Raw genomic sequence first — 13,382 nt, 5'->3', positions numbered from 1 at the left:
TATAGATTCAGGCAAAAGCAGGGCTTATACAGGCTATATAACGGCCCATTTCATGTTCGTAACTCGATTTTTGGTGAACGAATAGTGTTGCTGATCTGGTCTTTGGCAGTATTATATTATTGCTTACATCCTTTTCCTGTTATCAGAATGTTGTTTTCATCTTCTACGGTATATGACGCATTACGAATGGCGCAAACTACAGACAGTACGGTTTCAAGCGGCTCGGTACCGTTGAATGAGGCCCTGATGGGGCAGGCTTCCATACCAGGGTCTTCAAACCGGATGTTGACGCGGTAGCGGTTGCTGATGGTTTGGGCAACGGTGGCAAAAGACAGGTTTTCGAACAACATGTCCCTCCTCACCCACAGTATGGCTGAATCAGCCGCCACAGGCAGTCTCACCGCCGTGGCCACCAGGTTGTTGTACACCACCTGCTGGTCTGGCGTTAACACGGCCAGCAGCTTCCCTTCGTGCTCGGTTTCCACTTTTACTTTACCACGTGTAACCGACACCGTTATTTCCGGAGAATCTCTGTAGGCCCTGATGTTAAAAGCCGTTCCCAGTACGGTGGTGCGCAGGTTGCCGCTATGTATCACAAAAGGTTTTGCGGTATCCCGCTGAACGTCGAAGTAGGCTTCGCCGGAGAGCGTTACTTCGCGGATGTTGCCGCTGAAAGTTTCGGGGTAATCCAGCCGGCTGTCTGCATGCAGTATTACCAGGCTGCCATCAGGCAATGTGATATGGCGGCTGTGCGCGGCCGGTATACGATGTTCTTTCACCAGCCCGCTTTGGCGGGAAACAGGTTTCAGGAAGTACCGTGCGCCGCCCGCCAGCAATATCAACCCAGCCACTACGGCCACCCAGCGCAGGGCCTTTTTATGGAAAGGCACCACCTTTGTTTGCCTGCGGCCAACGGCCGCCTGCAGCTCCTGCAACTTCTGGCCCGTCAGCAGCCTCGCTGCCTCGCTGCCTTCTTCCAGCAGCGCGTCTGGCCGGCCGGCGCCCAGTGACGCATACCAGCGCTCCAGTTGCTCCAGCTCTTCCGGACTGCAGTTGCCCTGCCGGTATTTCTCCAAAAGTTCATATAAAGCGTGTGCTTCCATAAGTATAACTGTAAATAAAAACACGGTTTCCGGCGGCTGCCGTTAGTTATCCGGCACATTTTTTTCCGGCTTTTGGGTTTTTCTGTTATAACAGCTTGATTGTCCGTATGATGTAAGAGATTTTATTTTTTTGCTGAATCGATTCAGCAAAGCAGGAAAAAAGTACGGAATATTATTAAATTTGAACAAACTTTATCGTCATCGTACAGTACGCCGACTATAGTGACCCTGAATTATTCGCGTTATGGCAGCAGGGAGATGAAAAAGCGTTCAACACTATCTATGAACGGCATTTCATCCGGCTGGTGAACATTGCGTATAAAAAGACCGGCAATGCCGCTGCCGCGGAAGAGCTGGCGCAAGACGTGTTCCTGTCTTTCTACCGGCAAATGCCTGCGCTGCGCGCAGATACCGTACCTGAAAATTATCTTTTCATTGCGTTAAAGAACCGCATCTTCAACTATCACCGCCAGTTATTGCAACAGCTTCGCAAAGAGCAAGCGCTGTGGAAAGACACGCCTTTCCAGACGCGGGAAGTTAACCTGCAGCTGGAACTGAAGGAACTGCAAACCTACATCAAGGCGCGCATACAGGAACTCCCTCCACAGTGCAGGGCCGTGTTCCTGCTGAGCCGTGAGGCGCAGCTGTCCAACAAGGAAGTAGCGGAGAGATTGAATATTTCCGTGAACACGGTGGAACAGCATATGCGTAAGGCGTTGCGCATACTGCGGGCCTCTCTGGGGAATGATGTGGCGTTGCTGCTCATGCTTACGGCATCTTCCACCTTACAATAACCTTGCATTATTTTTCCTGGCGCGCCGTCAGTACCAGGCAGGTAATAGCCAGCCCGAAAAAAGCCATCAGCCCGAAAGCCCATCTCAAACCCGCTGCTTCTGCCAGGAAGCCGATCATGGGCGGTACCAGCAGAAAACCAAGGTAACCCACTGTTGACACGGCCGCAATGGCGGGCCCGTTAGCCATGGTAGCAGATTTTCCGGCCATGCTGAATACCAGCGGCACCACGCAGGAAACACCCACGCCCGTCATCATAAAACCCAGGCCGGTGGTGAGCGGGTAAGGCAGCAGTGCGGCCAGCATCAGGCCGCTGAACACCAGTACGCCACTGTATTTGATCATAGTGACCACGCCCAGCCTGTTCACCAGCTTATCTCCGCTGAAGCGGCTGGCGGCCATGGCCATCATGTACGCCACAAAACCGGCCGTTACTACTTCCTTGGAGGCCTGCACGGCCTTCTGGAAATAAATCCCGCTCCAGTCGTACATGGTGCCTTCGCAACTCATTACGGCAAAGCAGATGAGGCCGTACTTCATGAGGTGCCTGTCTGGCCAGGCCAGCCTGCGTTTACCGGTAGAAGCCGGCGGCTGATGCAATACGCCCGGGTATGCAAAAAATCCCAGTATCACCAGCAATATGCCGGTAACCATAAAGTGAATGGCGGGCGTTACCTGGAAATATACCATCACCCCTCCCACTGCCGCACCGCTGAAGCCGGCCACGCTCCAGATACCGTGAAAGGTGGTGATGATGGAACGGTTGTACAACGCCTGCACACCTACAGACTGTGCGTTCATCGAAATATTCAGCAGGTTGCGCGATGCGCCGAAAAGAAAGAGCCCGCCCACCAGCTGCCACACTTCGCCGGCAAAACCCAGGCAGCTGAGCATGGCGTTAAAGGCCAGCGAGCCGGCAAACATGATCACGCTGCTGCTGAAGCGCTGCAGCAACAGGCCGGTAACGGGCATGGTGAACATCAAGCCCAAAGGCAGCGCAAATAATACGCTGCCCAGTTGCGCCTCATTCAGCTGAAGGCGGTGCTGTATGTCAGGAATGCGGGAGGCCCAGGTAGAAAATCCGAAGCCCGAAATAAAAAAGAAAAACGTAATGGCGATGCGCGCCCTCCTGGCCTTGCTCATGCTCCGATTATTCCTGCTGTTTTAAACTGCCTGCCAGTAACGTGGTGCCCAGGCCTAATACGGCAATAATGGTAAAAGACCAGCGGAGGCCGTACCCTTCCGCCACAAAGCCGATCAGCGGAGGCCCCAGCAGAAAGCCGAGGAAGCCGATAGAGGATACCATGGCCAGCGCCACACCAGGCTGTATGGTTTTGGAGCGCCCGGCCAGGCTGTAAGACATGGGTACTACTGCCGCCACGCCCATACCCACCAGCAAAAAGCCGATGGTACTGGTAACCATATAAGGGAAAATAACCGCCAGCAGCAGGCCGCTGAGTATCACCAGGCCGCTGAACTGCAAAATACGGCGGGTGCCGAAGCGGGTAATAAAATAGTCTGCCACGAAACGCCCGCCTGCCATGGTGCTCATAAAAGCGATGAAACCAAGGCGGCTCCAGGCCACGGGCGCATTCACCACCTGTTCAAAGTATACGCCGCTCCAGTCAAACATGGTGCCTTCACAGATCATGCATGCAAAGGTGATGAGGCCCAGCACCACAATGTTTTTATCAGGCTTCACAAAAATGCGGGCCGCCTTGTCTTTCTTGGACACGTCCCGCGGCAGCAGGTAGCGCCCGGCTGCTACTGACAGCATGATAGACACGCTGAAAATAATGCAATAGTGTACAAAAGGGCTCTGATGCTGTGCTACCATGAGCCCGCCTACCAGGCCGCCGGTAAAGCCGGCCAGGCTCCAGAGGCCGTGAAAGCTGGCCAATATGCTGCGGCGGTAAAGCATTTCCACGCCTACCGCCTGGGTGTTGGCGGCAATGTTCATGAGGTTGGCGCAAAGGCCGAATATCACCAGCGCTCCCGCCAGCATTAGCACAGAAGGCGCCGCGCCCAGCAGCAGCAAGGCGCCGGGGTACAGGAAGCCTGAAATAAGCATGATGATACGGCTGCCGAAACGGGCCACCAGGTAGCCGGAAAGCCCCATACCGGCCATTTGCCCGGCCGGCAGCGCCAGCAGCAGGCCGCCCAGGGCGGCATCACTCAGGCCCAGGTTGGTTTTAATATCGGGGATGCGGCTGGCCCAGCTGGCAAAAACGAGCCCCTGAACAAAGAAAAAGATACTCAGTGCAATACGGTACACCCGGGTAACCCGGAGCGGTAGTGAATAAGCGAAATGCATGACGCAAAATTATTTCAACCGCAAGCCACCGCCTACGCCTGTAATGACCAGTATTTGCACTGTATTGACACTAAAAAGATGTAATTTTGGGCAATAACGACAAGACATGACCAGAATAGAGCTGGAAGAAATCACGCCGGATACCGGGAAATCTTTCCGGTTCAAGACCTCCTGTTTCAAGAAGAACTTCTACTGGCACTTTCACCCGGAATATGAAATTGTATACGTGGAAGGCGGCTCCGGCACCCGCCATGTAGGGCAGCACCTGAGCACCTACCAGGATAATGACCTGATTTTCATTGGCCCGGACGTGCCCCATCTTAACTTCGATTATGGCCTGGGCCACGAGATCAACCAGATAGTGGTGCAGCTGCGGGAAGACTTCCTGGGCAGCCGCTTCCTGGAGGCGCCGGAGCTGGCGGCCGTGAAAGAGCTGTTCAGGCAGGCGCGTTACGGGCTCTGCTTCAGCGGGGAAACCAAACGCCTGGTAGCCGAAAAGCTGAAGAAAATGGCCGGCATGGAGCACTTTGCGCAGCTCATCACCCTGCTCGAAATTTTCCAGGTAATGGCCACCAGCAAGGAAGTAGTGAGGCTGAACAACGAGGTGAACAGTTATAACCGGCAGCAAAAAGACCGTGACAAAGACCGGATGGCCGTGATCTACGATTATGTAGAGACACACTACCACCTGAAGCCTGACGTGAACCACATTGCCGCCAAAGTGCACATGACCACCGCCGCTTTCTGCCGCTATTTCAAAAAACAGACCGGGCTTACCTTTACAGACTTTGTGAACCATTGCCGCATCAACCAGGCCAAAAACCTGCTGCTGCAAGACAAAACGGTGGGAGAAGCCTGTTTCAGCACGGGCTTTGACCAGCTTTCCTACTTCAACAAGGTATTCAGGAAGCTGAACGGAGAAAACCCCACGGCCTTCAAGAAACGGTATTTAGTGAAATAACCAAACATTTGTTCTATGTAGTGGACCTATGCCTTGCTTTCCGCTGTATTTGCCGCCCTTACGGCCATCTTTGCCAAAAAGGAATTGATGAAAACCGCCATCGGTGCGCTCTGCATCATTGCAGACACGCTCATCATCATCCTGCAGCATATGTTGCCGTAAAGATCATGAACTCCTTCTGCATGCCTTCCGGGCCGGGCTCGAAGTAAAATTCCGTTTGCTGTACCGTAAACCCCTGCTCCTTCAGCAAGGCCTCCACTTCAGGCTCGTTGTAAAGGGTAAATTCATATTGGGTGAAAGGCAGGTTGGCCATAAAACGTTTGCTGCCCATGGAGAGTATAAAGCGGCCGCCGGGTTTCAGCACCTTTTTGATTTCCGCCAGTTGTTGAGAAGGCTGCTGCCAGAAATAAAAGGTATTGACCGTGAAGACGCGGTCAAAAGAGGCGGGCGTAAAAGGCAATGTAACGCCGTCCCCCTTATGAAAAACAGCCTGCGCCGCATGTGCGGCATTCAATGCACGGGCCTGTTCTATCATTGTGTCGGAAATATCTATGCTTTGGTATTGCAGCCCCTCCGCCATGGCCAGCAATTGCGGCAGGTGCGAGGCGTTGCCGGGGCCTATTTCCAGTATACGGTCATTAGCCGCGGGCTGCAGCCTTTGCAGGGTTTCGCGGATGATGCCGGCATTGTTCTCGTTCATCCGCTGGGCGGTAATAATGCCGCCTTCACCGGACGGGCACTTCAGTTGGGCGGCTATCTGTTTGGGATCAGGTGGTTGTTGCATATATCAAATCTACGAAATGAACCGTTAGTTAAGCTGAACGCCGTATATTTAAGCATGCGTACCCTATTCGTTTTATTCTTCCTGTTACAGATGGCCCTGGTGAGCCAGGCACAGAAATTACGTGTGGCCGTAGCCGGTATCACCCATGGGCACGTGGGCTGGATACTGGGCAGAGGTGATAAAGGTGATGTTGAACTTTGCGGCATTTATGAGCCGGATACCGCGCTGGCCAAAACATACGCCAAACGTTACGGCTTCTCCGAAAAGCTGCTCTACAGCAACCTGCCCGCCATGCTGGATGCCGTAAAACCGGAGGCCGTGCTGGGCTTTGGCTCCGTGTTCAGCCACCTGCAGGTGGTAGAAGCCTGCGCCCCGCGCGGCATACATGTGATGGTGGAAAAACCGCTGGCCGTCAGCCTGGAGCATGCCCTGAAAATGGAAAAACTGGCACGGCAGCACCGCATCCATCTGCTCACCAACTACGAAACCAGCTGGTACCCTTCCGTAGCCAAAACCTTTCAGCTTTGCCTTGACAGCGGGTATGCCGGCAACATCCGCAAAGTAGTGATTCACGACGGGCACCAGGGGCCCAAAGAAATAGGCTGCAGCCCTGAGTTCCTGGCCTGGCTGACAGACCCCGTGGGCAATGGCGGCGGAGCGCTGGTAGATTTTGGCTGCTACGGCGCCAACCTCATGACACACCTGATGAAAGGCAGCAAACCCGTTTCCGTGACCGCCGTAACCCGGCAGTTCAAACCACAGGTATACCCTAAAGTGGATGATGACGCTACCATTATTGTAGACTATGGCCATGCGCAGTGCATCATACAGGCCAGCTGGAACTGGCCGTTTTCCCGGAAAGACATGGAGGTGTATGGTGACAAGGGATATGTGTTTGCGCCGGATAAGAACACCCTGCTGCTCCGCAACAATGATAAAACGCCCGTTTCCAGGAGGCAGGTAACTGCGGCAGACATCCCCGTTTATGAAGATCCGTTCCGGTACCTGCACGATGTGGTGCGCGGAAAAATAACCGTGCCGGCAAACGGCTTGTACGAACTGTCTAACAATGTAATGGTGGTAAGAATACTGGAAGCGGCCAAAGCCTCCGCCCGCACAGGTAAAACGGTGAAGCTGTGACAATATTCCATAAAAAGCGAGGGCACTGCAGTGTTGCAGTGCCCTCGCTTTTTTATGCCGGTACCCGGCGGAGAAAGTTGCTGTTCTTACCCCTGCTGCATGATCTTCGCCGCCTCATCATCTTCATACTGCTTTATAAGCTGGCCCAGCTGCTGTTTCAGCTCCGCGGTAATCTTCTCATACCCTTTTTGGCCATACAGGTTCTTTACCTGGTGCGGATCTTTCTGCAGGTCATATAATTCCCAGGTATTGGCCTGCCCGTAAAACCTTACCAGCGTGTAACGGCTGGTGCGCATCCCGAAATGCGGGTATACGTGATGCGGCTGGGGAAACTCGTAATAATGATAATAAGCGCCTTTGCGCCAGCCTTTTTTGCTGCCGCCCTGTTTCACCAGCGGCATAAAGGAAGTGCCCTGCATCTCCGGCTGTGCGGGCACGCCGGCAATATCAAGCAGTGTGGGCGCCCAGTCTACGTTCGTCATCAATTCGTTCACTACCGTGCCCGGTTTGATCACGCCGGGGTAGCGTACTACAAAAGGCGTTTTGAGAGACTCCTCGTAAATAAACCGCTTGTCGAACCAGCCGTGCTCGCCCAGGTAAAAGCCCTGGTCTGACGCGTACACTACTACTGTGTTGGCAGCCAGGCCGCTTTTGTCAAGGTAGTTGAGCAGGCGGCCAATGTTGCGGTCAAGCGCGTTGGCGGTAGACAGGTAGTCTTTCAGATAACGCTGGTATTTCCACTCCGTAAGGGCCTGGCCACTAAGCTGTTTCTCATCAAACTCCTTGCTTACGCGGCCTTCATAATAGTCCTGGAACGCTTTTTTCTCTTCAGGCGTGAAGCGGTTATAAATGTTACGGGTATAGTCTGCATGCACCTTCAGGTCTTCTTTCAGGCGCATGGTTTTTTCAATGCTCATGTCCTGGTCCTTCGCCGCCGCGCGGCCGGCATAGTCATCGCGGAAGGTGGGCGGCAGCGGGAAGTTCACATTGTCATACGCCCCCAGGTCAGGCAGATCGGGCAGCCACTCCCGGTGGGTGGCCTTGTGGCCTACCACCAGCATAAAAGGCTTGGACGTGTCTCTGTGCTCCAGCCAGTTTATAGAGAAATCTGTAACCAGGTTGGTCACATAACCCGGTACGCGCTCCCGTTTTTCTCCTATTTCAATAAAGTCAGGATTATAATAATGCCCCTGCCCCGGCAGTATGCGCCAGTAGTCAAAGCCCTGCGGCATGCTGCCCAGGTGCCACTTGCCTATCCATGCGGTCTGGTACTGATGCTGCTGCAATACACGGGGAAACAGCAGCTGGGTTACGTCAAACTTTTTCTCGTTGAGCGTATACCCGTTTTTGTGACTGTATTTCCCGGTGAGCAACGTTGCCCGGCTGGGGCCGCAGATAGAATTGGTCACCAATGCATTGCGGAACAGCGCGCCTTCCCGTGCAATACGGTCTATATTAGGCGTTTGCGCCAGCTTGCCGCCGTAGGCGCTGATGGCCTGGAAGGCGTGATCGTCCGAGAAAATAAAAATGATGTTCGGTTTGCGCTGTTGCTGTGCAAATGCGGGCATGGTAGCCAGCAGCAACAATACTGCAAGGATTCTCATGGTGGTCTCTTTTTATAGACAAAGCTGCGGGCCGTGGCCCGCAGCAAAGTTACGTATGTTACGGTTTGCTCAACCGCTGTTTGTCTTTCAGCAGCTGCGCCTGCAATTTGTTGTAGTCGATGTCCTGCACCGCCTTTTTGCTGTCAATGGCCTGTACGGCGGCCGTGGCGGCGCTTTGCCCCAGAATCATAAACACCGGCTCCATGCGGATGGAACCAAACGCAATATGGGAGCTGGATACGCATACCGGCACCAGCAGGTTGCGGCATTCTTCTTTTTTGGGAATAATGGCGCCGTAAGAGATCTTGTACGGTATTTTCGCATGCACGCCTATATCTCCTTCGTTCTGCACATATCCATCCGGCGTTACATAACGTTGCGCATGGTGAGCGTCCAACGTATAGGAGCCCATGCCTACGGGTTGTTTTACTGCTTTTTTGCTCAGCGTTTCATGCTCCGTCATCACCTCCTGCCCTATCATGCGGCGCGCCTCGCGGATGTAGAGCTGGTGCGGCCATCCGCCGTTATCCATAAACTCGTCTTTAGGCAGGCCCCACTGTTTCATTTTCTCCTGCACGTCTGCCGGCATACGCGGATCGTTGGCCATAAAATACAGCAGGCCCTTCTGGTATTGCTCATGGTCTTTAATGATTTCGCGGCGGCGCTCGTAAGAGGCTTCCGGGTAATCATAGTTCATACCGATGTAGTCTGTGCTGACAGGCCCGTGGTTGTTGGTATCCGTTTTACGGTTGGGAATAGGATCGTATTTGTCGAACGTTTCGCGCCAGCCGCTGTTGAACACGCGCAGCAGCAGCTCATACCTTGCCGGGTCATAGCCTTCGGGTTTGGGGAAGGGAACGCGGTTATCGGGGTTGTTGCTCAGGCACATGCGGAAACAGTAGGCCTGTATGCGGCTGTCCCCTTCTCCCTTGATGCCGGGGTCTTTGTCAGAGATCAGCGGCAGCAGCCCGCTCTTCGGGTCACCCGGTACCTTGTACGGGCTTATTTTCATGGCAAAGTGATGACGGTGATGGAACACGCCCGTTTGTACGCCGTTGAACTCTTCGCCGTATACGCTGTTGGCCTCGCGGCCTACATGGTACTTTACGCCGGCGGCGGCCATCAGGTCTCCTTCATACGTAGCGTCTATGAACATTTTACCTTTGAACGTTTTACCGCTGAGCGTGGTGAAAGACACAATGGCGCCGTTCTTCTTCACTACACCTTTTTCCCGGTCCAGCCACTCGTTGCGCAGCACGGTGACGTTATGCTCTTTTACAAAGTCTTCAAACACCTTTTCTGCCACATGCGGCTCAAATATCCACATGGTACGCTCCGTGCCGTCCATGGCAGGCGTGCCCTGGCCCTTGTTGCCGTACTCCGACTGCTTTTGCCATTTCCAGGCGGCGGGGGTTTGATAATGAAGATAAACGCGGTGGTAAAATTCCCGTGCCAGCCCGCCGATCACGGATTTGTCCCCGGTATCGGTAAAACCCAGCCCGCCGGAGGAAAGGCCGCCCAGATGCGTATCTGGAGACACTACAATAACGGATTTACCCATCTGCTTCACCTGAACGGCTGCAGTAATGGCGGCAGACGTGCCGCCGTAGATGATCACATCGGCCTGTTGCTGTGCAAATGAGGCCTGTGCCAGTAACAAAAAGAATACAAATGCTTTTCTCATAATAAGACGTGGAGTGAAAATCCCCAATATAATAATTTTTCTACGGGGGCCTATGTTATTTTCGGTTTACATGGCTACTCTTTATTCGCCAGCGGTACCTTCGGGTCAAGAAATTCCCATTCCTTGATATGCGCGGGCCGGTGCTCTTTTTTCACAATGGCGTCAAACTCCCGCAGCATCTGCGGGTGCTGCGCCGCCAGGTCTTTCTCTTCCGCGGGGTCTTGCTCCAGGTTGTACAGTTGCCAGGGGATTTGCCGGTTGGCTTTCACCCCTGTTTTGATGGCTTTCCACGGCCCCATGCGGATGGCCACCTGCCCGCCTTTTTCCGGATATTCAAAATAGATGTACGGGCGATGGGCCTGCTGGTCCCGCTTGCCGGTCATTTCCGGCAAAAGAGAAATACCGTCGTTGGGCGGTGCGGGAATACCGGCAATAGCGGCAAAAGTGGCCATCATATCGTATTGCACAGACAGCAGCGCCGAGCTGCGCCCTGCCGGTATAGTGCCCGGCCAGCGGGCTATCAGTGGTTCGCGGATGCCGCCTTCGTAGAGGTCCATCTTCAGCCCCCGGAGGCCGCTCACGCTGTTGAAGAATTTCGCGTCCACACCACCGTTGAAGGTAGCGCCGTTATCGCTGGAGAACATGATCACCGTATTTTCATCCAGCCCCATTTTTTTGATCTGCTCCATGATGATGCCCACCTGCGCGTCCAGGTAAGTGATCATGGCGGCGTAGGTGCTGAGGGGGTGTTTGGCAGCGGCATACCCTTGCTGCCCGTAATAAGGCTTTTCGTCAAACTGCCCGATGTACTGCTGCACGGCCGCGTCCGGCGCTTGCAGGGATACGTGCGGGATGGTATAAGGCAGGTAAAGGAAGAAAGGGCGGTTGCCCTGCTGCTGCATGAAACGGAGGGCCTTCCGCGTCATGGCATCAACGGAATATTCCTTTCCCTTGTAATATTCAAAATCCGCATCTTTTGCCGCAGCCGGCTCCAGGCGCCGGTGCACGTTCATGGGCGGGTTGTTCAGGCTGTCCCAGCGGCCGTTTTCCCAAAGGTGGCTGGGGTAAAAGTTATGCGCCTGCTTCTGGTCAAGGTAGCCGTAGAAATAGTCGAAACCCTGCAGCAGCGGGTTGCCGGTAGAGTAATGCATGCCCAGCCCCCATTTGCCGATGGCCGCCGTGCGGTAGCCCGCCTGCTGCAGCATTTTGCCTACCGTGAGGGTGCCTTCGGGCAGGGGCATCTGCCCGCCCTCCAGCGAGTCTGGGAACCCGCCCAGCTCATAGTTGCCGCGGATGTAGGAATGACCGCCGTGCCGGCCCGTGAGCAGCATGCAACGCGCCGGCGCGCATACCGGCGTGCTGGTATAAAAGTTCGTAAAGCGGATGCCCTCGCCGGCCAGCCGGTCAAGGTTCGGCGTTTTGATCTTCTGCTGGCCGTACGCGCCAATTTCACCTACCCCCAGATCGTCCGCATAAATAAAAATGATATTGGGCGAGCGCTTTTTTTGCGCAAACAAGGCAACGCTGAACGTTGCCATCAAACAAGTGAAGAGAACAGCTTTTTTCATACAAACATTTATTTGCGGCCTTTGGCCGTCTTAAATTGACCACTCTAAAATAATGCAGAAACCTGAGAGCATTGTCTTATTTTCACAAAATGCTGACCGTGCAATTCACCCCCTTTCCGGAACTGCGCACGCCGCGCCTGCTGCTGCGCCAGATGCAACCTTCCGATGCGCCCCAACTGCTGGCGCTCCGCTCCAACCCGGCGGTAATGCAGTACATTCCCCGCCCCCTGGCGCAAACGGAAGCAGACGTGCTGGCGCTGATAACACAATTCAATACCATGGCGGCCAATAACGAAGGCGTGCACTGGGCCCTTACCGTCCAGGGGCAGCAGACACTGATTGGCACCATCGGTTTTTTCAACATCAGGCAGGAACATTTCCGTGCGGAAACAGGCTACATTCTTGCCCCCGCGCATCAGGGCAAAGGCCTGATGAAGGAAGCGCTGCAAGCCGTGGCAGACTATGGCTTCAATACCATGGGGCTCCACTCCATTGAAGCCGTCATAGATCCCGGCAATACCGCCTCCGCCATGCTGCTGGAAAAATGCGGGTTTGTGAAAGAAGCGCATTTCCGGGAAGCCGAGTTCCTGATGGGCCGCTTCTGGGACTCGGTTGTCTATTCACGGCTCACGCATCTTCGTTAAATCACTTCCAACATGAGGACCTTTGTGATCGGAGACATACACGGCGCCCTGAGAGCGCTGGAACAACTGGTGGAAAAAATGAAGCCCGGGAAGGGTGACCGCTTTATATTCATGGGAGACTATGTAGACGGCTGGTCAGAATCCGCGCAGGTGATTGCCTGGCTGCTGGAGTTTGAAAAAAAGTACGCCTGCGTTTTTCTCCGTGGCAATCACGATGTTTGGTGTGAGGCCTGGCTCGGCGGGCAGGATGCAGACCCGACCTGGCTTTTCCATGGCGGGCAATCTACCGTAGAAAGTTATGAGCCCGTTTCCGGCAAACAAAGAAAGGCGCATCTTGATTTCTTTAACAGGCTGCGCTCCTATTATGAAGATGAAGACAACCGCCTGTTTGTGCACGCCGGTTTTTCTTCTCTCCACGGCCCCTCAAGAGAGCGAGACAGGAGCAATTACTGGTGGGACCGTACCCTTTGGGAAACAGCGCTCAGCCTGGACAAAAACATGCCGCAAAGCTCTCCCTTTTACCCGCGGCGGCTCAAACTGTTCCGCGAGATCTTCATTGGCCATACGCCCACCGTCAATTATGATATCTTCCGGCCTATGCACTGCGCCAATGTGTGGAACGTAGACACCGGCGCCGCCTTCACCGGGCCCCTCTCCGCCATGGAAGTAGAAAGTAAGGAAGTGCTGCAATCGGATGCAGTACAGCAGCTATATCCCTTTGAGCGCGGCCGCAACAATCAGCCGTACCGCAGCCTGTAAGATTTTTTCCGCCAGTTATACCCTCAGCC

At 54.3% G+C, this 13,382-nt stretch carries 13 protein-coding genes; 6 read left to right on the top strand and 7 right to left on the bottom strand.

Features of this window, described 5'->3' with window-relative positions; all coding sequences use genetic code 11:
* Positions 1–116: 116 nt before the first annotated feature.
* A complete protein-coding gene (locus ABDW36_RS23470) occupies positions 117–1,103 on the bottom strand; it encodes a FecR domain-containing protein (RefSeq protein ID WP_343704374.1) in 987 nt (328 codons plus the stop codon).
* A gap of 194 nt (positions 1,104–1,297) precedes the next feature.
* Here ABDW36_RS23470 and ABDW36_RS23465 point away from each other — a divergent pair, with 194 nt between their 5' ends.
* Positions 1,298–1,897, top strand: a complete 600-nt coding sequence (locus ABDW36_RS23465; protein ID WP_343704486.1) for an RNA polymerase sigma-70 factor — start codon at positions 1,298–1,300, stop codon at positions 1,895–1,897.
* Positions 1,898–1,904: 7 nt separating this feature from the next.
* On the opposite strand, the gene ABDW36_RS23460 is transcribed toward ABDW36_RS23465, so the two are convergent.
* Complete coding sequence (locus ABDW36_RS23460) at positions 1,905–3,038, bottom strand: MFS transporter (RefSeq protein ID WP_343704373.1); 1,134 nt, start codon at positions 3,036–3,038, stop codon at positions 1,905–1,907.
* A gap of 7 nt (positions 3,039–3,045) precedes the next feature.
* On the bottom strand, positions 3,046–4,209 hold the full coding sequence (locus ABDW36_RS23455; protein ID WP_343704372.1) for an MFS transporter: 1,164 nt from the start codon (positions 4,207–4,209) through the stop codon (positions 3,046–3,048).
* Between the two features lie 106 nt (positions 4,210–4,315).
* On the opposite strand from ABDW36_RS23455, the gene ABDW36_RS23450 reads away from it, so the two are divergent.
* Complete coding sequence (locus ABDW36_RS23450; protein WP_343704371.1) at positions 4,316–5,170, top strand: AraC family transcriptional regulator; 855 nt, start codon at positions 4,316–4,318, stop codon at positions 5,168–5,170.
* 33 nt (positions 5,171–5,203) lie between these two features.
* On the top strand, positions 5,204–5,332 hold the full coding sequence (locus ABDW36_RS23445) for a hypothetical protein (RefSeq protein ID WP_343704370.1): 129 nt from the start codon (positions 5,204–5,206) through the stop codon (positions 5,330–5,332).
* On the opposite strand, the gene ABDW36_RS23440 is transcribed toward ABDW36_RS23445, so the two are convergent.
* Positions 5,307–5,954, bottom strand: coding sequence for a methyltransferase domain-containing protein (locus tag ABDW36_RS23440; protein WP_343704369.1), 648 nt, complete (start codon positions 5,952–5,954; stop codon positions 5,307–5,309). The two genes, ABDW36_RS23445 and ABDW36_RS23440, sit on opposite strands and share 26 nt — an antisense overlap.
* Before the next feature lie 54 nt (positions 5,955–6,008).
* Between ABDW36_RS23440 and ABDW36_RS23435 the strand changes: the two genes are divergently transcribed.
* Complete coding sequence (locus tag ABDW36_RS23435) at positions 6,009–7,094, top strand: Gfo/Idh/MocA family oxidoreductase (protein WP_343704368.1); 1,086 nt, start codon at positions 6,009–6,011, stop codon at positions 7,092–7,094.
* Positions 7,095–7,180: 86 nt separating this feature from the next.
* Here ABDW36_RS23435 and ABDW36_RS23430 read toward each other — a convergent pair whose 3' ends face one another.
* The 3 genes from ABDW36_RS23430 to ABDW36_RS23420 all read right to left on the bottom strand — a co-directional run bounded on the left by ABDW36_RS23430 (position 7,181) and on the right by ABDW36_RS23420 (position 11,950).
* Positions 7,181–8,698, bottom strand: coding sequence for a sulfatase (locus tag ABDW36_RS23430; protein WP_343704367.1), 1,518 nt, complete (start codon positions 8,696–8,698; stop codon positions 7,181–7,183).
* Positions 8,699–8,756: 58 nt separating this feature from the next.
* Positions 8,757–10,382 carry an FAD-dependent oxidoreductase gene (locus tag ABDW36_RS23425; protein WP_343704366.1) on the bottom strand — a complete coding sequence of 542 codons (1,626 nt, stop codon included), beginning with the start codon at positions 10,380–10,382 and terminating at the stop codon, positions 8,757–8,759.
* Between the two features lie 74 nt (positions 10,383–10,456).
* Positions 10,457–11,950 (bottom strand): arylsulfatase, encoded by a 1,494-nt coding sequence (locus ABDW36_RS23420; protein ID WP_343704365.1) that lies wholly within the window; start codon positions 11,948–11,950, stop codon positions 10,457–10,459.
* 89 nt (positions 11,951–12,039) lie between these two features.
* On the opposite strand from ABDW36_RS23420, the gene ABDW36_RS23415 reads away from it, so the two are divergent.
* Positions 12,040–12,594 (top strand): GNAT family protein, encoded by a 555-nt coding sequence (locus ABDW36_RS23415; RefSeq protein WP_343704364.1) that lies wholly within the window; start codon positions 12,040–12,042, stop codon positions 12,592–12,594.
* A gap of 12 nt (positions 12,595–12,606) precedes the next feature.
* Positions 12,607–13,353 (top strand): metallophosphoesterase family protein, encoded by a 747-nt coding sequence (locus ABDW36_RS23410; protein ID WP_343704363.1) that lies wholly within the window; start codon positions 12,607–12,609, stop codon positions 13,351–13,353.
* The last annotated feature ends 29 nt before the right edge of the window (positions 13,354–13,382 follow it).

Source organism: Chitinophaga sp. (assembly GCF_039596455.1).
In the GTDB taxonomy this organism is placed as follows: Bacteria; Bacteroidota; Bacteroidia; order Chitinophagales; family Chitinophagaceae; genus Chitinophaga.
The sequence above is the reverse complement of the archived record's forward strand: the minus strand, read 5'-3'. Positions and strand labels throughout refer to the sequence as shown.